The following is a 23,074-nucleotide window of genomic DNA, read 5'->3' as shown; positions in this document are numbered from 1 at the left end:
GCAATAAAAGCCGGATGAAAAAAAGGCCCGAACTCGGATCGGGCCTGGGTCCGTCAGCGGGACGCCGGTGTCATCCCGGGCGCTTCATCTGGCACGAGGTGGGCGTGCTGGCCACATAGGGCTCATAGTATTTGACCGGCACAAAGGTGTAGCCCGTGTTCTCGGCATCGTAGGGGTATTTGCCGCCGGCTTTTTCCCATTTGTCGATGTAAAGGCCCTGTTGCAGCTGGTGGTCGGTCTTGCGCATCTCAACGTCGCCGTTAAAGCTCTTGAAGCGCAGGCCTTCCATGGCCTTGGCCACCACGGCCGGCTCGGTCGACTTGGTCTGCGCCATGGCTTCGGTCAGGATGGTGAAGGCGTGGTAAATCGCGCCGGTGTAGAAGTCGTCATTGAACTTCTTTTTGTACTCGGCCTGGATCTGCTGGATCTCGCCGCCCATGTTGAGGTGGTTGTAGGACACCATGTAGACGCGCCCGGCCGAGCCCGCGCCCAGCGCGGTCGGCGTGCCGGTGACGCCGGCGTAGTAGGTGTAGAACTTGACGTTGTTCAGGCCCGCCTCGTTGGCGGCCTTGACCAGCAGCGAAAGGTCGGAGCCCCAGTTGCCGGTGATCACGGTGTCGGCGCCCGACTGCTTGATCTTGGCGATGTAGGGCGCGAAGTCGCGCACCTGGGCCAGCGGGTGCAGGTCTTCACCGACGATCTGGATGTCGGGGCGCTTGGATGCAAGGTTGGCCTTGGCAAACTTGGCGACCTGCTGGCCGTGCGAGTAGTTCTGGTTGATCAGGTAGACCTTCTTGATGTCCGGCTGCTCCTTCATGAAGGCGGTCAGCGCCTCCATCTTCATGGAGGTGTCGGCATCCAGGCGGAAGTGCCAGTAGTCGCACTTGCTGTTGGTCAGGTCAGGGTCCACCGCGGCGTAGTTGAGGTAGACGACTTCCTTGCCGGGGTTGCGTTCGTTGTACTTGGACAGCGCGTCCATGATGGCCAGCGCCGGGCCCGAGCCGTTGCCCTGCACGATGTAGCGCGCGCCCTGGTCGATGGCGGACTTCAGCGCGTTGGTGGTTTCCTGCGGGCTGAGCTTGTTGTCGATGCCGATGATCTCGAACTTCACGCCGGCCTTGTTCTTTTTGCTGAACTGCTCGGCCAGGAACTGGAAGCCCTTGAGCTGGTTGGTGCCGACCGCCGCCATCAGGCCGGACAGCGGGTCCAGCCAGGCGATCTTGACGGTCTGGTTCAGGTTCACGGCGCCGCCGGCAGCGGGCGCCGCGACGGCGGCTTTGGCCGGAGCGGCGGCCTTGGCCGGCGCCTGGGCCAGCGTCATGCCGCTGTAGAGCATGGAAGACACCGCCAGGGCGATGCCTGCATGCCGCGCGAAAAATCGGGTTTGGGTTGTCATCCCTTGTCTCCTGAAAATTTATGAAAGTGCGAACGAAAACCTGACGGGGAAGCGGCAAAGGTTAGGTTAATTAATGCTGCACTGCGTCAGGGAATGCCCTAGCGCCATGTCGCCCTTGTGACCCGGGCCTAAGCGGCGAAAACTCTTCAGTACCAGCCGGGGCCGCGGAACCGGCTTTGCCGGGCCGCAGGCGCAGCGCCCCCTCGGGGGGCAGAGAGCTACACGCAGTGAGCGAAGGTGGGGGCTCATGTCTGTGGCAGTTTGTAATCCTTGAGCATCTCGCGCAGCTTGGTCTTGAGCATCTTGCCGGTGGCGCCCAGCGGGATGGCGTCGACAAAAACCACGTCGTCGGGGATTTGCCATTTCGCGGTCTTGCCTTCGTAGAAGCGCAGCAGCTCATCGCGCGTGACCTCCATACCCGGTTTTTTGACGACGGCGATGATGGGGCGCTCGTCCCACTTGGGATGGGCCACGCCTATGCAGGCGGCCATCGCCACGGCCGGGTGGGCCACGGCGATGTTCTCGATCTCGATGGAGCTGATCCATTCGCCGCCCGACTTGATGACGTCCTTGCTGCGGTCGGTGATCTGCAGGTAGCCGTCGGGGTCTATGGTGCCGACGTCGCCCGTGGGAAACCAGCCGTCCACCAGCGGGTCGCCGCCCTCGCCCTTGAAGTATTCGCGCACGATCCACGGCCCCTTGACGTGCAAGTCGCCGAAGACCTTGCCGTCCCAGGGCAGTTCCTCACCGTTGGCGTCAACGATCTTCATGTCGACGCCGTAGATGGCGCGCCCCTGCTTGAGGCGTATCTTCATTTTTTCGGCTTCGGGCAGCGCGTCGTGCTTGTTCTTGAGCGTGCACAGCGTGCCCAGCGGGCTCATCTCGGTCATGCCCCAGGCGTGCAGCACCTCCACGCCGTAGTCCTCGCGGAAGGCATGGATCATGGCCGGCGGGCAGGCCGAGCCGCCTATGACGGTGCGCTTCAGGGTGGAGAACTTCAGGCCCGCGGGTTTCATATGGGTCAGCAGCATCTGCCACACAGTGGGCACGCCGGCCGCGTAGGTGACTTTCTCGGCCTCTATCAGCTCATAGATCGACTTGCCGTCCAGCGCCGGGCCGGGGAACACCAGCTTGGCGCCGGTAAGCGCGGCCGAGTACGGAATGCCCCAGGCGTTGACGTGGAACATGGGCACCACGGGCAGGATGGAATCGCGCGCCGAGATGCACATCACATCGGGCAGCGCGGCCGCATAGGCATGCAGCGTGCTGGAGCGGTGGCTGTAGAGCGCGGCCTTGGGGTTGCCGGTGGTGCCGCTGGTGTAGCACATGCTCGAAGCCGTGTTCTCGTCAAAGCTGGGCCAGGTGTAGCCGGTGTTTTGCGCGTCTATCCAGCTTTCATAGCTCTGCAGGTTAGGCACACCCGAATCGGCCGGCAGCTTGTCGGCGTCGCACAGCGCGATGTAGTGCTTGATGGTGGGGCAGCGGGCGTGCACGGCCTGCACCAGCGGCAGGAAGCTCAGGTCGAAGCACAGCACCTGGTCCTCGGCATGGTTGGCAATCCAGGCGATCTGGTCCGGGTGCAGGCGCGGGTTGATGGTGTGCAGCACGCGGCCCGAGCCGCTCACGCCGTAATACAGCTCCAGGTGGCGGTAGCCGTTCCAGGCCAGCGTGGCGACCCGGTCGCTGAAGGCCAGCTTGAGGCCGTCCAGCGCCTTGGCGACGCGGCGGGCGCGCTGGCCCATGTCCTTGTAGCTGTAGCGATGCAGGTCGCCTTCCACGCGGCGCGAGACGATTTCGGCGTCGCCGTGGTGGCGCTCCGCAAACTCGATCAAACCGGAAATCAGCAGTGGCTGGCTTTGCATCAAACCTAACATCGTCGGCTTTCCTTTCCTGCCCGGTGGGCGTGTGGGTGAATCAACTGTCTGCGCGGCCATGGTACCCCTGGGCTTGCGCCTCAGGCCTCGGGAAAGTCCCCAGCGCCGCCGCCTTGGCGACACCGCGTGCCTGACTGTCGCCGCCAGTCGCGCGAAACGCAAAGCCTGTCGTCCGGCCGACAGGTTCTAGGTAAATACCCCCGTGCCGCGGCCGGAGGACAATGACGCCCATGCCCTTTGACCTCGCCTCTTTGCCGCATCGCTTCCTCAGCGGCCAGCCCTGGTTTCCCGGCCTGACGGCCGAGCACCAGGCGCGCTTGCTGGAGCGCAGCTTCACGCTGGACGGGCGCAAAGGCGAAGTGCTGCTGGGCGCGGGCGCGCCGGTCCAGGGCTGGTATGCGGTGCTGTCGGGTTTGGTGAAACTGCAAAGCACCTCGCCCGAAGGCCGGGTGTCGGCCTTCCTGGGTGTGCCCGACGGCGAGTGGTTTGGCGAGGGCTCGACGCTCAAGACCGAGCCGCGCCGTTACGACGTGATCGCGCTGCGCGACACCACGCTGCTCTGCCTGCCGCGCGCTGAATTCGACGAGCTGCTGGCCGGCTCCCTGGACTTCAACCACTACCTGGTCGCCCACCTGAACCGGCGCCTGGCCCAGGCCATGACCATCATCGAGGCGGGCCGTTTGCGCGCACCCGAGCAGCGTGTGGCGCTGTACCTGAGCCGGGTGTTCTGGCAGGGCCGGCGCAAGCTGCTGCTGTCACAAGAAGAACTGGGCCACCTGGCTGGCCTGTCGCGCCAGACCGTCAACCGCGTGCTGCAGACCCTGGAGGGGCTGGGCCTGGTGTCGCTGGAGTTCGGCCGCGTGGCCCTGCTCGACGAGCAGGCGCTGGCGGCCTATGCCAGCCGGCCAACGCCGGACAAGGCTTGACCCCAGTCCGGCACAGGTACCGGGGCGATAGCACAATGAGGCCATGAGCCTTCCACTCCCCGCCACCGACGCGCCCGAAAACACATTGGCGCAGGCCGGCTCCCCCGGCCTGAACTGGGTCAACAGCTTTGCCGCCCTGGGCCCGGACTTTTACACCGAGCTTCAGCCGACGCCCCTGCCTTCGCCCTACTGGGTGGGTAAAAGCCGCGCGTTCGCGCGTGAGCTCGGGCTTGAAGACAGCTGGCTGGAATCGGCCGACACCCTGGAAGCCCTCACGGGCAACCGCCAGTTGCCGGGCTCGCGGCCCCTGGCCAGCGTTTACAGCGGCCACCAGTTCGGCGTCTGGGCCGGGCAACTGGGTGACGGCCGCGCGCTGCTGCTGGGCGAGATCGACAGCCCGGGCGGCCCGCAGGAAATCCAGCTCAAGGGCGCCGGCAAAACCCCGTATTCGCGCATGGGCGACGGCCGGGCCGTGCTGCGCAGCTCGATTCGCGAGTTTTTGTGCTCCGAGGCCATGCACGGCCTGGGCATACCGACCACACGGGCGCTGTGCGTCACGGGCTCAGACGCGCCGGTGCGGCGCGAGGAAATCGAAACCGCCGCCGTGGTGACGCGCGCCGCACCCAGCTTTATCCGCTTCGGGCATTTCGAGCACTTCAGCTACAGCGGCCAGCACGCCCAGCTCAAGGCCCTGGCCGACTACGTCATAGACCGCTTTTACCCCGATTGCCGCGAGGCACCGCAGCCTTATGCGGCCCTGCTGGAGGCCGTCAGCGAACGCACGGCCCATCTGATGGCGGCCTGGCAGGCCGTGGGCTTTTGCCACGGCGTGATGAACACCGACAACATGAGCATCCTGGGCCTGACCATAGACTACGGCCCCTTCCAGTTCCTGGACGCCTTCGACCCCAACCACATCTGCAACCATTCGGACGCCCAGGGCCGCTATGCCTACAACCGCCAGCCGAACATGGCCTACTGGAATTTGTTCTGCCTGGGCCAGGCCCTGCTGCCGCTGATAGGCGAGCAGGAACTCGCGCTGGCCGCGCTGGAGCCTTACAAAACCTTGTTTCCCGACGCCCTCTACGCGCGCATGCGCGCCAAGCTGGGCCTGGCGGACGAGCAGCCGGATGACAAGGCCCTGGTGGACAATTGCTTCAAGCTGCTGGCCGGGAACAAGGTCGACTACAGCATCTTCTGGCGGCGCCTGAACGGCTTCACGCCGCAAAGCGGCCACGAACCTGTGCGCGACCTGTTCTTCGACCGCGAATCCTTCAACACCTGGGCGCAGGACTATTCGCGGCGGCTGGCCGGCGTGGACCAGGCACTGCGGGCCGGCCTGATGCACAAGAGCAACCCGAAATTCGTGCTGCGCAACCACCTGGGCGAAGAAGCCATACGCGCGGCGAAACTAAAAGACTTTTCGGGTGTCGACACCTTGCTTGCCCTGCTGCAATCCCCATGTGAGGAGCATCCCGGCCATGAGAGTTTTGCCGGTTTCCCGCCCGACTGGGCTTCGTCGATTGAAATTAGTTGCAGTTCGTAACATCAAAGCCACACCACAGGACCCGGAATATGAGCGCCAAGATCCAGAAAACCGACGCCGAATGGAAAGCCCTGCTGGCCGAAAAAGGGGCCGAACCAGCCGCCTTTGAAGTCACGCGCCACGCCGCCACCGAACGCCCCTATACCGGCAAGTACGAAGCCGTCTGGGCCGACGGCAGCTACCACTGCATTTGCTGCGGCGCCAAGCTGTTCGACTCCGAGACCAAATTCGACGCCGGCTGCGGCTGGCCCAGCTTTTCCGAGGAGGCCGTGCCGGGCGCGATCGAGGAAATCGTGGACCGCAAGCACGGCATGGTGCGCACCGAAACGGTGTGCGCCAGCTGCGGCGCGCACCTGGGCCATGTGTTCCCGGATGGGCCGACGCCAACCGGCCTGCGCTACTGCATGAATTCGGCCTCCCTCGACTTCAAACCAAAAGCCTGAGGGCGCACGGAATGCATGGGGGCCGGGCCGCGCGCCCGGCTGGGGATCGTTCAAAGGCCAGCGCTTAGGCCAGATAATCAGCACATGAAAATTCTTTTCGACTTTTTACCCATCGTCCTGTTTTTCGGCATGTTCAAGTACGCCGAAGGCCACAAGGATTGGGCCGCGACGACGGCCACCGACTGGCTGGGTTTTATGGTCTCGGGCGGCGTGGTGGGCCCCTCGGAGGCGCCGGTGCTGCTGGCCACCGTGGTGGTGATCATCGCCACGCTGGCGCAAATCCTCTGGCTCAAGGCGCGCGGCAAAAAGGTGGACACCATGCTGTGGGTCAGCCTGGCGCTGGTCACTGTGCTGGGCGGCGCCACGATCTATTTCCACAGTGAAAACTTCATCAAATGGAAGCCCACGGTGCTCTACTGGGTCATGGGCAGCGCCCTGCTGGTCGGCCAGTTGGTCTTCAAGAAAAACGGCATCAAGTCGCTGATGGGCGCGCAGATGGAGCTGCCGGACGCCATCTGGCGAGCCGTCAATTTCAGCTGGATCGGCTTTTTTGCCGTCATGGGCCTGCTCAACCTGTGGGTGGCCTTCACCTTCTCCACCGACACCTGGGTCAATTTCAAGCTCTTCGGCGGCCTGGGCCTGATGGTGGTGTTTGTGCTGGCGCAGGCGGTGTACCTCAACAAGCACATCAAACCCGGCACCACGCCATGATGGCCGGCGTTTCCAGCGCCCTGCCCGTGCGCGCCCATGACATAGAACTGCAGCTGCAGGCGCGGCTGCAGCCCACAAGGCTGGAGGTGCTGGACGAAAGCGCCGCCCATGCCGGGCATTCGGGTGCCAACGCCGAAGGCTACGGCAGCCACTTCCGCATCCGCATCGCGAGCCCGCTCTTTACCGGCCAAAGCCGGGTGGCGCGCCACCGCCTTGTGTATGATGCACTGCAAAATTTCATTGACCAGGGCCTGCACGCCCTGGCGATCGAGATCATCGAGTCACCCTGAAAACCGCGGCGCCTCTATAACTCCGGCCGCGAAGGCCAGGCCCCCTCCAGACGCCAACCCAAGCATTCACCAAAGGACTGCAAGACACCATGAAGAAACAATTTGTACTGGCTACCGCTGTTGCGGGCCTGCTGGCCCTGGGCGCCCAAGGCGTCCTGGCGCAAAACCTCGCCATCGTCAATGGCAAGGCCGTTCCCAAGTCCCGCCTGGACTCGCTGGCCCAGCAGGTCGCCAAGTCGGGCCGGCCCGTGACGCCGGACATGGAATCCCAGCTGCGCGAGGAAGTGATCGCGCGCGAGGTCTTCATGCAGGAAGCCGAAAAACGCGGCCTCTCCACCAGCGAAGACGTCAAGGTGCAGATGGAACTGGCGCGCCAGACCATCCTGATCCGCGAGCTGTTCGCCGACTACCAGAAGAACAACCCGGTCACCGAAGCCGAAATGAAGGCCGAGTACGACAAGTTCGCCGAAGCCAACGGCGGCAAGGAATACAAGGCGCGCCACATCCTGGTGGAAAAAGAAGCCGAAGCCAAGGAAATCATTGCCAGCCTGAAAAAAGGCGGCAAATTCGACGAGATCGCCAAGAAGAAATCCAAGGACCCCGGATCCGGCGCCAAGGGCGGCGACCTGGACTGGGCCAACCCTTCCAGCTACGTGCCTGAGTTCAGCGAAGCGCTGGGCAAGCTGGCCAAGGGCCAGACCACCGAAACCCCGGTGAAGACCCAGTTCGGCTACCACATCATCCGTGTCGACGACATCCGCACGGCGCAGCTGCCTTCGTATGAGGAAGTCAAACCACAGATCGCCCAGTCGATGCAGCAGCAAAAGCTGGCCACCTTCCAGGCCGACCTGCGCAAAAAAGCCAAGGTCGAATAAACCGCACAGCACCGCGGGCATCCTGCCCGCCCTGCCTCTTCTGAAAAAGCAGCCTTTGGGCTGCTTTTTTCCTGGGGCCAAGCGGATGGGGCGAATTGCCGATTGACGTCGGTGGCGGGGGCCGTTCCAATGGCTGACCCCCCTTCTGGAGCCTCCATGCCCAAGCGCTTTGTTTTTTCCCTGTGTTCCGCCGCGCAGTCGAGGCACGCATGACCCCTCCTGAACCTCTTTCCGCCCCCAGCCTTCCCCAGCCTGTGCAGGACGCCTTGCAGCGCGGCAACCTGGTCGAAGCCATCCAGCTGATGCGCGCCGGCACCGGCCTGGGCCTGAAGGAAACCAAGGACGCGCTGGAAGCCTATCTGCGCGGCGAAGCACCAGCGGGCGGCTTCGCGCCCAAGGCCTTGCCCGCCGGCGCGCCCCTGCCCGCGCAGGTGCAGGAGGCGCTGGACCAGGGCAACAAGATCGAGGCGGTACGGCGCTTGCGGGGCCTGACGGGTATGGGGCTGAAGGAAGCCAAGGATGCGGTGGAGGCCGGGCGCACGGGACTGGACACGGATACGGGTATGGGACCGGGCGCGAGCGAAGGACTGTCCCCGGGCCAGGTGCGCAGCTCCAACGGCTTGTGGTGGTGGCTTGCCGCGCTGGCCGTGCTGGCGCTGGCGGCTTTTGTGCTGCTGGGCTGCGCCACCAAGCCGCCGGCGCCCATCGCCGAACTGGCGCCTTCCGGCAAGCTCAAAGCCGCCATCAATTTCGGTAACCCCATCCTGGCGATTCGCTTGCCGGACGGTTCACCGCGCGGCGTCTCGGTGGATTTGTCCAACGAGCTAGGCAGGCGGCTGGGCGTACCGGTTGAACTGGTGACCTTCACGTCGGCCGGCAAGGTGGTGGAGGCGGTCAGGGATGCTCAGGTCGACATCGCCTTTGTCGCGATAGACCCGGTGCGCGGCGCCGACATGCTGCAGACGCCGCCCTACGTCATCATCGAAGGCGCCTATCTGGTGCGAAACGACTCGCCGATACGCCGCAATGAAGACGTGGACCAGGCGGCCCACCGCGTCGTGGTCGGCAACGGCAGCGCCTACGACCTTTACCTGAGCCGCGAACTCAAGGCCGCCAGGCTGGTGAAGGCCCCAACCTCACCGGCGGTGACCGACGTCATGGTCGCGCAAAACCTGGAGGTGGCGGCCGGCGTCAAGCAGCAGCTCGAAGCCGACGCCAAACGCCTGGCCGGCCTGCGCCTGCTGCCGGGGCGCTTTATGGTGATCAACCAGGCCATTGGCCTGCCCAAAGGGCGTGAAGCCGGCGCGCGTTACCTGGCGGCCTTTGTCGAAGAGATGAAAGCGTCCGGTTTTGTGGCCGCGGCGCTGTCGCGCCATGGCATTGAGGGCGCGGCGGTTGCGCCGCCCGTGAAGCCCTGACCGGAATCCCTGTAAGCATGGGCCTACGCCCAGGCAATAGGCGAGACTACGGCCGCTCATATGGTTGGGGTTAAGGTGGTGCTTACGGGGCCGGCAGCAGTTCGGCCCCATCAACAAGGTAAGCACTTGAAGGAGATTTTCATGTACACCATCAAGGAAGTCATGACTCGGCAGGTCGATGTCATCAGCCCCGACGCGAGCATCGCCGAAGCCGCCCAGCGTATGCGCACGGGCGATTTTGGTCTGCTGCCGGTGGGCGAGAACGACCGGCTGACAGGTGCCATCTCCGACCGCGACATCGTCATGCGCGCCGTCGCCGACGGCAAAGGGGCGGATACCCGCGTGCGGGAGGTCATGTCGGAAGGCATTCTTTGGGCCTATGACGACGACACGGTCGAGAATGCCGTGAAGATCATGAGCAAGCACCAGGTGCGCAGGCTGCCCATCGTCAATCACGACAAGCGCCTGGTCGGTATCGTGGCCCTTGGCGATCTTGCGATGAACAAGGCCGAGCTGCAACCCGCGGCCAAGGCCTTGGCCGGCATCTCAGCTTGAGCGAGACGCCAGGGCCCGCGCCCTAGCGTTCTGCTAACCCACCCACTTGCGCGCGTTGTGCCACAGGCTCATCCACGGGCTGCGCTCGCTGGGGTTGCCTGAGGTCCAGCTTTTCTGGATGTTACGGAACACGCGCTCGGGGTGCGGCATCATGGCCGTGAAGCGGCCGTCGGCCGTGGTCACACCCGTCAGGCCGCCGGCGCTGCCGTTGGGATTGGCCGGGTAGGCCTCCGTAGGCCGGCCGTGGTTGTCGGTAAAGCGCATCGCGGCAATCGCCTTGGAGGCGTCGCCCCGGAAGGCAAAGTTGGCATAACCCTCGCCGTGCGCAACCGCGATCGGCAGGCGGCTGCCGGCCATGCCCCGCAGGAAGATGCTGGGCGATTCCAGCACCTCGACCATGCTCAGGCGCGCCTCGAAGCGTTCGCTGCGGTTGGTGGTGAAACGCGGCCAGGCCTCGGCGCCCGGGATGATGTCGGCCAGCTCGGCAAACATCTGGCAGCCGTTGCATACGCCCAGGCCGAAGGTGTCCTGGCGCGCGAAGAAAGCCTTGAACTCGTCGGACAGCACCGGGTTGAAGGTGACGGAGCGCGCCCAGCCCACGCCGGCCCCCAGTGTGTCGCCGTAGCTGAAGCCGCCGCAGGCGACGATGCCCTTGAAGTCGGCCAGTTTGGCGCGGCCGGTTTGCAGGTCGGTCATGTGCACGTCGCAGGCTTCAAAACCGGCTTCGGTGAAGACGTAAGCCATTTCGATGTGCGAATTGACGCCCTGCTCGCGCAACACCGCGACGCGCGGCCGCGCCGACAGGTTGAGCGCGGGGGCGGCCGGGACCTTGGCCGGGTCAAAACTCAGCTTCACATGCAAGCCCGGGTCGGCGGGGTTGCCGGCGGCCGCGTGTTCGGTGTTGGCGCAGTCGGGGTTATCGCGCTGCTGGCAGATCTTCCAGCTGACCGAATCCCAGACCTGGTGCAGGTCCTGCAGCTTGGCCGAGAACACGGCCTTGGTGTCGCGCCAGACCTGGATCTCACCCTTGCCGACCTCGAGCGAAGCCTGCTGGGGCCGGGCCTTGCCGATGAAATGGCTGAATTTGGACAGGCCGTGTTCACGCAGGGCCTGCATGACCTCGTTGCGCTCTGAAGTCGCCACCTGGATGACGGCACCCAGTTCTTCGTTGAACAGCGCCTTGAGCGTGAGCTCTTCGCGGCGCGCGCCGACCTGGCTTGCCCAGTTCTTGCTGTCGCCGGTGTCCATGCGGCTGTCGGAAATGCCGTCGCCTTCGACCAGCAGCATGTCGATGTTGAGCGATACGCCCACATTGCCGGCAAACGCCATTTCGCAGACCGCGGCGAACAGGCCGCCGTCGCTGCGGTCGTGGTAGGCCAAAAGCTTGCCCTCTTTGCGCAGCGCATTGATGGCATTGACCAGCTTGACCAGATCCTGGGGGTCGTCGAGGTCGGGCACCTCGCCCTCTTCCTTGTCCAGCGTCTGCGCGAGAATGGAGCCGCCCATGCGGTTTTTGCCCTTGCCCAGGTCGACCAGGATCAGCGTGCTGTCGGCCTCGTCGCGGTCCAGCTGCGGCGTCAGCGTGCCGCGCACGTCGGGCAGCGTGGCGAAGGCGCTCACGATCAGGGAGACCGGCGAGGTAACCTTTTTGCCGGCGTCACCCTCGCTCCACACGGTGCGCATGGACAGGGAATCCTTGCCGACGGGAATCGACACGCCCAGCGCCGGGCACAGTTCCATGCCCACGGCCTTGACGGTTTCGTACAGCGCGGCATCCTGGCCGGGCTCGCCGCAGGCGGCCATCCAGTTGGCCGAGAGCTTGACGCGCGGCAGCTCGATCGGCGCGGCCAGCAGGTTGGTGATGGCCTCGGCAACCGCCATGCGGCCGGAGGCGGCCGCGTTGACGGTGGCCAGCGGCGTGCGTTCGCCCATGCTCATGGCCTCGCCGGCAAAACCGCTGTAGTCGGCCAGCGTGACGGCGCAATCGGCCACAGGCACCTGCCAAGGACCGACCATCTGGTCGCGATGCGTGAGGCCGCTCACGGTGCGGTCGCCAATGGTGATCAGGAAACGCTTGGAAGCCACGGTCGGGTGGCTCAGCACGGCGATCGCGCTTTTCTGAAGGTCCACGCCGGTCAGGTCTATGGGCTTGATCGCGTGTTTGACGGTTTTCACGTCGCGGTGCATCTTGGGCGGCTTGCCCAGCAGCACATTCATGGGCATGTCGACCGGTGCGGCGGCATCCTTGTCGGACAGCACCAGCTGTTTTTCTTCGGTGGCGACGCCGATGACCGCAAACGGGCAGCGCTCGCGTTCGCAGAAAGCCTGGAACTGCGGCAGCGACTCGGGCGCGACCGCCATCACGTAGCGTTCCTGGCTTTCGTTGCTCCAGATTTCCTTGGGCGAGAGGCCGCTTTCCTCAAGCGGCACGGCGCGCAGGTCGAACTTCGCGCCGCGGCCGGCGTCGTTGACGAGTTCGGGGAAGGCGTTGGACAAACCGCCCGCACCCACATCGTGAATGGCCAGAATGGGGTTGGCCGCGCCCAGCTGGGCGCACTGGTTGATGACTTCCTGGGCCCGGCGTTCGATTTCGGGGTTGCCGCGCTGCACCGAGTCGAAGTCGAGCTGGGCCGCGTTGGCGCCCGAGGCCATGGAGCTGGCCGCGCTGCCGCCCATGCCGATGCGCATGCCGGGGCCGCCCAGCTGGATCAGCAAGGTGCCGGCCGGAAACAGGATCTTCTTGGTCAAGGCTGCATCAATCGTGCCGACGCCGCCAGCGATCATGATGGGCTTGTGGTAACCCCAGCGCTGGCCGGCCACGGTCTGCTCGTATTCGCGGAAATAACCGGCCAGGTTGGGCCGGCCGAACTCGTTGTTAAAGGCCGCGCCGCCCAGCGGGCCCTCGGTCATGATCTGCAGCGGGCTGGCGATGTGTTCGGGCTTGCCATAAGACGTGCCGGCATCGTCAAATAGCCTGGAGACCGTAAAGCCCGTCAAACCCGCCTTGGGCTTGGAGCCGCGGCCGGTCGCGCCCTCATCGCGGATCTCGCCGCCGGCGCCGGTGGAGGCGCCCGGGAAGGGCGAAATCGCCGTGGGGTGGTTGTGCGTCTCGACCTTCATGAGCACGTGCATCTGCACGCCCTCGGTGGCGCTGTAGGTCTGGCGGCCGGTGGCGTCCGGCTTGGCGTAAAAACGCTGGCTTTTGTAGCCTTCCATGACGGAGGCATTGTCCGAATAAGCCACCACCGTGTGCTGGGGATGCAGCTTTTCGGTGTTGCGGATCATGCCGAACAGGCTTTTTTCCTGCGGCACGCCGTCAATCGTGAAATCGGCGTTGAATATCTTGTGGCGGCAGTGCTCGCTGTTGGCCTGGGCGAACATCATGAGTTCGACGTCGGTCGGGTTGCGCTTCAATTGCGTGAAAGCATTGACCAGGTAGTCGATCTCATCGGCGGCCAGCGCCAGGCCGAACTCGGCATTGGCTTTTTCGAGCGCGGCCTTGCCGCCGGCCAGCACGTCTATGGTCTGCAGCGGTGCGCCCTGCAGCTCGGTGAAGAGGCCCGCGGCTTCCGCGCGGTCGAACATCACGCTTTCAGTCATGCGGTCGTGCAGCAGGCCGGCGACCTGCTCGCGCTGGGCGGTGCTCAAGGCGGTCTTGCTGAAGAAGCCGCTTTTCAACGTGACGCGGTATTCGGTGATGCGCTCCACGCGCTTGACGGCCAGGCCGCAGTTGTGGGCGATGTCCGTGGCCTTGGAAGCCCAGGGCGAGACGGTGCCGAAACGCGGGGAGACGATAAAAACCAGGGCATCGCCCTCCTTGCCGGCAGCCGGCGCGCAGGGCTCGCCATAGCTGAGCAGCGCCGCGAGCTGGGCTTTGGCAGCCTCTGAAGGCGGCGATTCGGTGGCCACCAGGTGCACAAAACGGGCGCTGATGCCGGCGATCTTGTCATGGATGGCTTGCAGGCGGGGAAGGAGTTGCTGGACGCGGAAGTCGCTGAGGGCGCTGATCCCGTGGGGTTCGCCCTCAAAAGTCGTCAGGTGCAGGGTCACGGTAGCGGTGGCCTTGTAGTGGGAAGTGGGCAGCTCATGGCTGTTTGGGGGGTTAACACCACCTGCAAGCGCCTGTTGCCCTGTTTATGGCCGGCCTTTGCGGGGTTCGCGTTAACCCGTAATTTTATCAGCGACTGGGGGCTTGCCGGGCTTGCTGAGCGCCAGACACGGGCACTTTCGCGGATGATTCAGGCCAAAAACGCAAAAGCCCTGGCACTCATGCTGTAAGAACCTGCTCACGGCCTAAACGGGGTCGCGCAAACGCCTTCCCGGGATGGGATGCAAGGCGCGGTGCGCCGCCCATAGCACGGCTATGGGCTAGCGCCGCAACGCCGCAGACCGCCCGGGAAGGCATTTGCCCTCCGGGTTGGGGTGAAATCGGGCGATTGAGCCACCCAGGCCCTTGCATGGGCATTAGCCCACGCGGCGTGCCCGGTCGGCCCACTCATCCCGATTGCACCCCAACGCGGCCACGTTTAGGCCGTGAGCAGGTTCAATGCATGCCCCCGGGAGCGGTGGGATAATCAGGGCCATGAGTATTACTTACAAAGATGCGGCCGGGATCGAAGGCATGCGCCTGGCCGGCAGGCTGGCTTCCGAGGTACTGGACTATCTGGCCCCCTTCGTGAAACCGGGCGTGACCACCAATGAAATCGACCGGCTGGCCCATGACTATATGACCCAGGTCCAGGGCACCATTCCCGCGACCCTGGGCTACGGCCCCCCGGGCTATGTGCCCTACCCCAAATCGCTGTGCACCTCGGTCAACCACCAGGTCTGCCACGGCATTCCCAACGACAAGCCGCTCAAAAAGGGCGACATCGTCAACATCGACGTGACCGTCATCACCAAGGACGGCTGGCACGGCGACAACAGCCGCATGTATCTGGTCGGCGAGGCCTCGATCGCCGCCAAACGGCTGTGCAACATCACCTACGAAGCCATGTGGCAAGGCATCATGCGCGTCAAACCCGGCGTGCGGCTGGGCGACATCGGCTTTGCGATCCAGACCTTTGCCGAAAAACAGGGCTTTTCGGTGGTGCGCGAGTTCTGCGGCCACGGCATAGGCAAAAACTTCCATGAGGAACCCCAGGTGCTGCACTACGGCCGCCCCGGTACGCTCGAAGAGCTGGTTCCCGGCATGACCTTCACCATAGAGCCCATGATCAACGCCGGCAAGCGCGACATCAAGGACGGTCCCGAAAAAGACGGCTGGAGCATCGTGACGCGCGACCACTCGCTGTCGGCGCAGTGGGAGCACACCATCCTGGTGACCGACACCGGCTACGAGGTGCTGACCCTGTCGGCCGGCAGCCCGCCGATCCCGGCCTTTGTGCCGCAGCAAAGCCCGGTCCAGGCCACGGTCAGCGCCTGAGCGGCGCTCCTATGGCCCCCATGCCCGTGCCGCGCGCGTCCCCTGACACGGCCTCTACGGCAATGGCCGGCCTGCCCCAGCTGCGCGAGCAGTACAAGGCCGGCAAGGCCGCCCTACTGGCCTCGCTGGCCGCCAGCGGCGCGTCCTCGCGCGGCATCCACGGCCTGCTGCAAAAATTCGCCCGCCACACCGACGCCACGCTGCAGGCGCTCTGGGAAGGTGCCGGCTTTCCGGCCGCGGCCTGCCTGGTCGCCGCAGGCGGTTACGGCCGCGGCGAGCTGTTTCCCCACTCGGACGTGGACGTGCTGCTTCTGCTGCCGGACCACACCGACGTCGATGCCGACCCGGCGCTGAAAGCCAAGGTCGAGCGCTTCATTGGCGCCTGCTGGGACGTGGGCCTGGAAATCGGCTCCAGCGTGCGCACCGCGTCCGATTGTGTGGAGGAAGCCTCCAAGGACGTCACGGTGCAGACCTCGCTGCTGGAGGCCCGCCTGGTCGCCGGTGCCAAAAAGAACTTCCAGCAGCTGCAAAAACGCCTGGCCGCCGTGCTGGACCCGCAGGCTTTTTACGTGGCCAAGACGCTGGAGCTGCGCCAGCGCCACAACAAGTTCGAGAACACGCCCTACTCGCTGGAGCCCAACTGCAAGGAGTCACCGGGCGGCCTGCGCGACCTGCAGGTGATCCTCTGGGTGGCGCGCGCCGCCGGCCTGGGCAAGTCCTGGGACGACCTGGCGCGCAAGGGCCTGGCCACGGCCTTTGAGGTGCGGCAGATCAAGGCCAATGAAGCCCTGCTGAGCCTGATACGCGCGCGCCTGCACCTGATCGCCGGGCGCCGCGAAGACCGCCTGGTGTTCGACCTGCAGACCGCCGTGGCCGAATCCTTCGGGTATTCGGCCGAGGCCGACGACGGCAGCAAGCTGCCGCGTCGCGCCAGCGAGGCGTTGATGAAGCGCTACTACTGGGCGGCCAAGGCCGTGACACAGCTCAACCAGATCCTGCTGCTCAACATCGAGGAGCGGCTGAACCCCAACACCTACCCGCTGCGGCCCATCAACGAGCGCTTTTGCGACAAGGCCGGCATGCTGGAGGTGGCCAGCGACGACCTGTACGCGCGCGAGCCGCACGCCATCCTCGAGACCTTTTTGCTCTACGAAACCACGGTGGGCATCAAGGGCCTGTCGGCGCGCACGCTGCGCGCGCTCTACAACGCCCGCGGCCTGATGAACGCCAGCTTCCGAAGGGACCCGGTCAACCGCGCGACCTTTCTGCGCATCCTGCAGCAGCCCGAGGGCATCACCCATGCGATGCGGCTGATGAACCAGACCTCGGTACTGGGCCGCTACCTCTGGATCTTCCGCAAGATCGTCGGGCAGATGCAGCACGACCTGTTCCATGTCTACACGGTGGACCAGCACATCCTGATGGTGCTGCGCAATGTGCGGCGCTTCTTCATGGCCGAGCACTCGCACGAATACCCCATGTGCTCGCAGCTGGCGGCCGGCTGGGACAAGCCCTGGATCCTGTACATCGCCGCGCTGTTCCACGACATCGCCAAGGGCCGCGGCGGCGACCATTCCGAGCTGGGTTGCAAGGAAGTACATATTTTCTGCCGCCAGCACGGCATCGCCACCGAGGACGCAAAACTCATCGAATTCCTGGTCGGCGAGCACCTGAGCATGAGCCGCATCGCCCAGAAGGAAGACTTGAGCGACCCGGAAGTCATCGCGGCCTTCGCCAAGCGCGTGGGCAACGAGCGCTACCTGACGGCGCTTTACCTGCTGACGGTGGCCGACATACGCGGCACCAGCCCCAAGGTCTGGAACGCCTGGAAGGGCAAGCTGCTGGAAGACCTGTACCGCTACACCCTGCGTGTGCTGGGCGGCCGCGCGCCCGACGCGGACGCCGAGGTCGAGGCCCGCAAACGCGAGGCCCTGACCGTCCTGGCCCTGCATGCCGAGCCCTTCGAGGCGCACAAGGCGCTGTGGGACACGCTGGACGTCAGCTATTTCATGCGCCACGAGGCCTCCGACATCGCCTGGCACGCGCGCCAGCTCTCGCGCCACGTCGGCAAGGCCAAGGCGGTGGTGCGCGCGCGCCGCTCCCTGGCCGGCGAAGGCATGCAGGTGCTGGTCTACACGCCCGACGCGCCCGACCTGTTCGCGCGCATCTGCGGCTACTTTGACGAAGCCGGCTTCAGCATCCTGGACGCCAAGATCCACACCGCCCAGAACGGCTATGCGCTGGACACCTTCCAGGTCGTCAGCCCCACGCTGGCCGACCACTACCGCGAACTCGCGGCCATGGTGGAGGCCGACCTGGACCGCACCATCGAGGAGCCCGGCCCCCTGCCCCCGCCCGGCAAGGGCCGCGTGTCGCGCCGGGTCAAGAGTTTCCCGATCGCGCCGCGCGTGGACCTGCGGCCCGACGAAAAAGCCCAGCGCTGGCTGCTCAGCGTCTCGGCCAGCGACCGTGTCGGGCTGCTGTACCGTATCGCGCGGGTGCTGGCGCGCCACCGCATCAACCTGCAGCTGGCCAAGGTCAGCACCCTGGGCGAGCGCGTGGAAGACACGTTTTTGATCGACGGGCCCGAACTGCAGCACAACAAGGCGCAGATCGCGATCGAGACCGAGCTGCTCGAAGCGCTCAATACCTGAGTTTCAAGCCCGCAAGTACTGCAACAGGCGGCCCTTGTAGCTGCCCCCGGCCGGCAATTGCGTCACGCGCGTCTCGGTGCGTGAATAACCCAGCCCGTCCATCCTGCGATTAAAGCTGGCCCGGTTGCCGCGGTCCGGGTCCACGATCAGCACCTCGACCCGCGGCTGCGCATGCAGCTCGATAAAGCGCGACAGCGCCTCGGGCTGGCCGCGGTCGTAAAGCACGTCGCTGCCTATGATCAGGTCAAAGCGCTCCAGCAGGGGGTTGGCGCGCGACCAGTTGCCGGCCTGGTATTTCATCGCCGGCAGCTGGTTGAGCTTGAGGTTTTCCAGCAGAAACTCCGCCGCCAGCGGATGGCAGTCACTGGCGGTGATGTTGCCGCCGCGCCTGTGCACCACCAGGCTGGCCAGCGCCAGGCCGCAGCCCAGCTCCAGGATGCGCTTGCCTTCCAACTCGAAACTCAGCATGGTATGGGCCAGCACCCGGCCCGAGGGCCAGAGCAGGCCGAACAAGGGCCAGGCCGAGGAAGAAATGCCCTCGCGCTCGGCCTCGCCCAGGGGATCGTGGAATTGCTGGCGGTCCAGCAGGGAGCGCAGCTGCAGGTCCTCGCCGCTGCCGCTCACGGTTTCATACTTGAGCAGGTAGGGCTCGGCAGAGGCGGTTCCGGCGGCGGGAACCGGGCCCGGAACGGGAGCGTGCGGCATGCGGAAAACTTTCCTTGCGTACTACACGCTCAAACGGGGCGAAATAGCCCTCAACCTGGGCCAGTGTACCCCTGGCCCTTGTCAGCGCTCAGTCGTCGTCGGAGGCATCGAGCCCGGGAAACAGCACCTCGGTAAAACCAAAGCGGCTGAAATCGCGGATGCGCATGGGATACAGCGTGCCTATCAGGTGGTCGCACTCATGCTGCACCACACGCGCATGGAAACCCTCCACCGTGCGCTCTATCGCATCGCCGTACTGGTCAAACCCGGCATAGTGGATGCGCGAAAATCGCGGTACCACGCCGCGCAACCCGGGCACCGAGAGGCAGCCTTCCCAGCCCTCTTCTTCCTCAGGGCCCAGGGGCTTGATCACAGGGTTTAGCAGCACCGTGCGCGGCACCAGCGGCGCGTCGGGATAGCGCGGGTTCACCGCATCGGTACCGAAAATCACCAGTTGCAGGTCCACGCCGATCTGCGGCGCCGCCAGGCCCGCGCCGTTGACGGCGCGCATGGTGTCGAACATGTCCGAGACCAGCTGGTGCAGCTCATCGGTGTCAAAGGCGGTGACGGGCTGGGCAACCCGCAGCAGCCGGGGATCGCCCATCTTGAGGATTTCGCGAATGGTCATGCGCCGATTATGGCGGCGCGAAGCTTTTTTGGCTTAGCGCCAGTGCCTGTAGCCCCACCCGCGATAGTAGCCAGGTGCCGGTACCACCACGACGGGAGCGGGTTCGACATAAACGGGGCGGGACGGGTAAACCGCCACGGGAGGGCCGACAGGGGCGACGACACAACCGGACAGCAAGGCGGCCAGGCTGGTGGCGGCCAGCAAGGCGGGCAAACGTTTGTTATTCATGGAAAAGCTCCTGTGTACAGGTCTTTTCAACGTCCGGCGGGGGCGGCCGGCCTGACGTCCGGCATGCAAACCCCGGTAACGCCATGTAAGCCGAGGCCGGCGACAGCTACCTCGTGGTGCTGGCCCTTCGGCAGCCCCGGCTCAGCATCGGAAGAACGTCAGGAAACGTCACTCGGACGGCCCGGCCAGCATGGCCAGCAAGGCTGCCTCGTCAATCACCGGCACACCCAGCGTCAGCGCCTTGGCCAGCTTGCTGCCAGCCTCCTCGCCCGCGACCACAAAATCGGTCTTCTTGCTGACCGAGCCGGCCACCTTGCCGCCGGCGGCTTCCACTTTGTCCTTGGCCTCGTCGCGGCTCAGCGTGGGCAAGGTGCCGGTGATGACAAAGGTCTTGCCCGACAGCGGCTGCGGCGCGCGGGCGGCGGGTTCGCCCTCTTCCCAGTGGACGCCGCAGGCGCGCAGCTGTTCCACCACCTCGCGGTTGTGCGGCTGCTCGAAGAAAGTGCGAATACTTTGCGCAACGATGGGGCCGATATCGCTGACTTCCAGCAACTGCTCCTCGGTGGCGTCCATGATGGCGTCGAGCTTGCCGAAGTGGCGCGCCAGTTCCTTGGCGGTGGCTTCGCCGACATGGCGTATGCCCAGGCCGAACAGGAAACGCGGCAAGGTCGTCTGCTTGGATTTTTCGAGCGCCTCCAGCAGGTTGTTGGCCGATTTTTCGGCCATGCGGTCCAGGCCGGCCAGCGCCGTGAGGCCCAGCTTGTAAAGGTCGGGCAAGGTGCGGATGATGTTGGCGTCCACCAGTTGCTCAACCAGCTTGTCGCCCAGGCCTTCGACCTCGACGGCGCGACGGTGCGCGTAATGCAGAATGGCCTCCTTGCGCTGGGCGCCGCAGAACAGGCCGCCGGTGCAGCGGTAGTCGGCTTCGCCCTCTTCTCGCACAGCGTCGGAGCCGCAGACCGGGCATTTGCGCGGCATGGTGAACTGCGGCGCGTCCTGCACGCGCTTGTCCAGCAGCACGCTGACGACTTCGGGGATCACGTCGCCCGCGCGGCGCACGATCACCGTGTCGCCCACGCGCACGTCCTTGCGGCGCGCTTCGTCCTCGTTGTGCAGCGTGGCGTTGGTCACGGTGACGCCACCCACAAACACCGGCGCCAGCTTGGCAACCGGCGTGAGCTTGCCGGTGCGCCCCACCTGCACCTCGATGGCCTGCACGGTGGTGAGCTGCTCCTGCGCCGGGTATTTGTGCGCCACGGCCCAGCGTGGTTCGCGCGTGACAAAGCCCATCTTTTTTTGCAGCGCCAGGCTGTTGACCTTGTAGACCACGCCGTCGATGTCGTAAGGCAGGCTGTCGCGCTGCCGGCCCATGGCTTCGTGAAAGGCGATCAGCTCGGGCGCGCCCTGCGCGAGCTGCGTCTGCGACGCCACCGGAAAACCCCAGGATTTGAGCGTCAGCAGCATCTGGAAGTGGCTCTCGAAGGCCGGGCCGCCCTCTTCCGCCGGCGTGATCTCGCCCAGGCCATAGGCAAAAAAGCTCAGGCGCCGCCGCGCTGCCAGGGCCGGGTCCAGCTGGCGCACACCGCCGGCCGCCGCATTGCGCGGGTTGACGAAGGTTTTTTCGCCCTTGGCACCTTGCGCGATCTTCTCGCGCTGCTTTTCATTGAGCGCTTCAAAGTCGGCGCGGCGCATATACACCTCGCCGCGCACTTCCATTACAGGCGGAGCGTCAGCGGGCAGGCGCAAGGGAATCTGATTGATGGTGCGTATGTTCTGCGTGACGTCCTCGCCGACTTCGCCGTCGCCGCGCGTGGCGGCCTGCACCAGGATGCCGTTCTCGTAACGCAAGCTCATGGCCAGGCCGTCGAACTTGAGCTCAGCGACATACTCGACCGGCGGTTCGGACTCGGCCAGGCCCAGCTCCTTGCGCACGCGGGTGTCGAAGTTCTGCGCGCCCGTGGCCTCGGTGTCGGTCTCGGTGCGTATGCTGAGCATGGGCACCTTGTGGCGCACGCTGGCGAACTGGTCCAGGGGCTTGCCGCCCACACGCTGGGTCGGTGAGTCCGGCGTCAGCAGTTCGGGATGGGCGGCTTCGAGTTCCTGCAGTTCCCTGAAGAGCTTGTCGTACTCGGCATCGGGAATCGTCGGTTCGTCGAGCACGTAGTAGCGGTGCGCGTGCAGGTGCAGCTCGGCGCGCAGGGCGGCGGCCCGCGCCGCGGCGGCTGTCGGCTGCGGCGAAGGCTCGGGTGGCGCAAACAGGTCTTTGGTGGCCATGGAAATATCGAGAAAGGGCAACAGGGCCCGAGGAAATCAGGAAAAAAGCCGGCGCCCCAGCACCGAGCCGGCCGACAAATCGCGGCTGTCCAGCGTGTCATAGAGCTGCTCGAGGTCGGCATGTATGACTTCCATGGCCTCGGGGCGGATCAGGTTGCCGTTGTCGTCGATGATCACGCCGTCCATATTGGCGGCCAGGGACAGCGCCGCCTCGCACATGCGGGCGAAGGGCTGCTCGGAGCGCAGCACCTGGGGCACATCCAGCGACAGCGTGAGTTCGCGCAAGGCCGTCTGTTCGGGGTCTTCGGCCATGGCGGCCTGGGTGTCGAAAGCCAGGCCCAGGATGGGCGCATGGCCCGGCTGGCTAGCCGGCAGCACCATGCGGCCGGGGATGGAGCCCGGCACAAAACCGAGCCGGGCCGCGCTTTGCTGCACATAGCCGGGGCTCCAGGCGGTGTTGACGGCGCGAAGCGTGAAACTGAGCTGCGCATCGTGGGCGCTGGCGAACTGGTCGAGTTCGCGGGCGCGGGCGACCTCGTCCAGCATTTCGGGGAACTCGGGCTCACCGCCCACGGCGTCGGCAAAGGCCTGGGCCTTCATGACAAATTCGGAGTATTCGATCTGGTTGAGCGCGCCGGTGCGATTGGCCAATTGCACGCCGCACTGGAAAGCGCTGTAGCGGTGGCCGGCCGTCGGGAACTCCCATTCGCCGGTGATGACGCTCAGGCCCTCAACGCCGAAAGGCTTGCTGCCGGCGCGGCGCGTGCTGGGCATGGCAGCCAGCGCGGCCTCGCCCGAAACCACGTTGTCCAGGGCGATGGCCGCCATGGCGTCGATCAGGATGTCCAGGCCGGGCTTGCGCTCGGGCGTGGTGAGCCGGGTCAGCGCGTTCAGCGAAGCCAGGCCCGAGTCGGCGTCAAAGCTGGGCTCCAGCCGTTCAGCCTCGCCTTCGCCTGCAGTTGGCGGCTGCTGATCCGCCGCGGCGGGAGTTTCCGGCGCAGGCGCGGCCTCGGGTGTGGCGCGCTTGGGCAGGTTCCGGCGTGAGGACCAGGCGCTGTGGGCCACGACGCCGGCCAGCACCAGGCCGCCCACCACCGCCAGACTGATCTGCAAACTACTCATACGG

General features: G+C 65.4%; 18 protein-coding genes and 1 pseudogene. 11 read left to right on the top strand and 8 right to left on the bottom strand.

Features of this window, described 5'->3' with window-relative positions; all coding sequences use genetic code 11:
- Nucleotides 1-70: 70 nt before the first annotated feature.
- Nucleotides 71-1,336, bottom strand: coding sequence for a branched-chain amino acid ABC transporter substrate-binding protein (locus tag BLQ85_RS01305; protein ID WP_175456042.1), 1,266 nt, complete (start codon nucleotides 1,334-1,336; stop codon nucleotides 71-73).
- A 305-nt stretch (nucleotides 1,337-1,641) separates the two neighbouring features.
- Nucleotides 1,642-3,270 carry a 3-(methylthio)propionyl-CoA ligase gene (locus BLQ85_RS01300; RefSeq protein WP_074574250.1) on the bottom strand — a complete coding sequence of 543 codons (1,629 nt, stop codon included), beginning with the start codon at nucleotides 3,268-3,270 and terminating at the stop codon, nucleotides 1,642-1,644.
- Nucleotides 3,271-3,500: 230 nt separating this feature from the next.
- Between BLQ85_RS01300 and BLQ85_RS01295 the strand changes: the two genes are divergently transcribed.
- From BLQ85_RS01295 to BLQ85_RS01255, 9 genes and pseudogenes are all read left to right on the top strand, one after another.
- A complete protein-coding gene (locus BLQ85_RS01295; protein ID WP_074575096.1) occupies nucleotides 3,501-4,196 on the top strand; it encodes a Crp/Fnr family transcriptional regulator in 696 nt (231 codons plus the stop codon).
- 43 nt (nucleotides 4,197-4,239) lie between these two features.
- Complete coding sequence (locus BLQ85_RS01290) at nucleotides 4,240-5,742, top strand: protein adenylyltransferase SelO (protein WP_254779635.1); 1,503 nt, start codon at nucleotides 4,240-4,242, stop codon at nucleotides 5,740-5,742.
- Nucleotides 5,743-5,771: 29 nt separating this feature from the next.
- On the top strand, nucleotides 5,772-6,185 hold the full coding sequence (msrB, locus tag BLQ85_RS01285; RefSeq protein ID WP_074574249.1) for a peptide-methionine (R)-S-oxide reductase MsrB: 414 nt from the start codon (nucleotides 5,772-5,774) through the stop codon (nucleotides 6,183-6,185).
- A gap of 84 nt (nucleotides 6,186-6,269) precedes the next feature.
- Nucleotides 6,270-6,896 (top strand): septation protein A, encoded by a 627-nt coding sequence (locus BLQ85_RS01280; protein WP_074574248.1) that lies wholly within the window; start codon nucleotides 6,270-6,272, stop codon nucleotides 6,894-6,896.
- Nucleotides 6,893-7,186 (top strand): BolA family protein, encoded by a 294-nt coding sequence (locus BLQ85_RS01275; protein WP_371327253.1) that lies wholly within the window; start codon nucleotides 6,893-6,895, stop codon nucleotides 7,184-7,186. The genes BLQ85_RS01280 and BLQ85_RS01275 overlap by 4 nt, the downstream gene beginning before the upstream one ends.
- 89 nt (nucleotides 7,187-7,275) lie before the next feature.
- Nucleotides 7,276-8,061, top strand: a complete 786-nt coding sequence (locus BLQ85_RS01270; protein ID WP_074574247.1) for a peptidylprolyl isomerase — start codon at nucleotides 7,276-7,278, stop codon at nucleotides 8,059-8,061.
- Nucleotides 8,062-8,270: 209 nt separating this feature from the next.
- Nucleotides 8,271-8,582: pseudogene (locus BLQ85_RS24735) on the top strand (hypothetical protein); the annotation flags it as partial.
- A gap of 150 nt (nucleotides 8,583-8,732) precedes the next feature.
- Entirely contained in the window at nucleotides 8,733-9,479 is a 747-nt protein-coding gene (locus BLQ85_RS24730; RefSeq protein WP_371327260.1) for an ABC transporter substrate-binding protein, read from the top strand.
- Between the two features lie 141 nt (nucleotides 9,480-9,620).
- On the top strand, nucleotides 9,621-10,034 hold the full coding sequence (locus BLQ85_RS01255) for a CBS domain-containing protein (RefSeq protein ID WP_074574246.1): 414 nt from the start codon (nucleotides 9,621-9,623) through the stop codon (nucleotides 10,032-10,034).
- Between the two features lie 33 nt (nucleotides 10,035-10,067).
- Here BLQ85_RS01255 and purL read toward each other — a convergent pair whose 3' ends face one another.
- A complete protein-coding gene (gene purL / locus BLQ85_RS01250; RefSeq protein ID WP_074574245.1) occupies nucleotides 10,068-14,084 on the bottom strand; it encodes a phosphoribosylformylglycinamidine synthase in 4,017 nt (1,338 codons plus the stop codon).
- A gap of 532 nt (nucleotides 14,085-14,616) precedes the next feature.
- On the opposite strand from purL, the gene map reads away from it, so the two are divergent.
- Together map and BLQ85_RS01240 are read left to right on the top strand one after the other, a co-directional pair.
- Complete coding sequence (gene map / locus BLQ85_RS01245; protein WP_074574244.1) at nucleotides 14,617-15,459, top strand: type I methionyl aminopeptidase; 843 nt, start codon at nucleotides 14,617-14,619, stop codon at nucleotides 15,457-15,459.
- A 62-nt stretch (nucleotides 15,460-15,521) separates the two neighbouring features.
- The gene (locus tag BLQ85_RS01240; protein ID WP_074574243.1) at nucleotides 15,522-18,113 is read left to right on the top strand and encodes a [protein-PII] uridylyltransferase; all 2,592 of its coding nucleotides are present in this window, start codon (nucleotides 15,522-15,524) and stop codon (nucleotides 18,111-18,113) included.
- Between the two features lie 3 nt (nucleotides 18,114-18,116).
- Here the strand turns inward: BLQ85_RS01240 and BLQ85_RS01235 are convergent, their stop codons facing one another.
- The 5 genes from BLQ85_RS01235 to BLQ85_RS01215 form a co-directional block, all read right to left on the bottom strand.
- Complete coding sequence (locus tag BLQ85_RS01235; RefSeq protein WP_074574242.1) at nucleotides 18,117-18,818, bottom strand: class I SAM-dependent methyltransferase; 702 nt, start codon at nucleotides 18,816-18,818, stop codon at nucleotides 18,117-18,119.
- A gap of 88 nt (nucleotides 18,819-18,906) precedes the next feature.
- Nucleotides 18,907-19,446, bottom strand: a complete 540-nt coding sequence (gene def, locus BLQ85_RS01230) for a peptide deformylase (protein WP_074574241.1) — start codon at nucleotides 19,444-19,446, stop codon at nucleotides 18,907-18,909.
- A 33-nt stretch (nucleotides 19,447-19,479) separates the two neighbouring features.
- Entirely contained in the window at nucleotides 19,480-19,674 is a 195-nt protein-coding gene (locus BLQ85_RS01225; RefSeq protein WP_074574240.1) for a hypothetical protein, read from the bottom strand.
- Nucleotides 19,675-19,842: 168 nt separating this feature from the next.
- A complete protein-coding gene (gene ligA / locus BLQ85_RS01220; protein WP_074574239.1) occupies nucleotides 19,843-21,948 on the bottom strand; it encodes an NAD-dependent DNA ligase LigA in 2,106 nt (701 codons plus the stop codon).
- A gap of 36 nt (nucleotides 21,949-21,984) precedes the next feature.
- The gene (locus BLQ85_RS01215; protein ID WP_074574238.1) at nucleotides 21,985-23,070 is read right to left on the bottom strand and encodes a cell division protein ZipA C-terminal FtsZ-binding domain-containing protein; all 1,086 of its coding nucleotides are present in this window, start codon (nucleotides 23,068-23,070) and stop codon (nucleotides 21,985-21,987) included.
- Nucleotides 23,071-23,074 lie beyond the last annotated feature (4 nt).

It is taken from the genome of Polaromonas sp. JS666 (genome assembly GCF_900103405.1).
In the GTDB taxonomy this organism is placed as follows: Bacteria; Pseudomonadota; Gammaproteobacteria; order Burkholderiales; family Burkholderiaceae_C; genus Polaromonas.
Note: the sequence above shows the minus strand (reverse complement) of the source record. Positions and strands in the feature narration are given on the sequence as shown.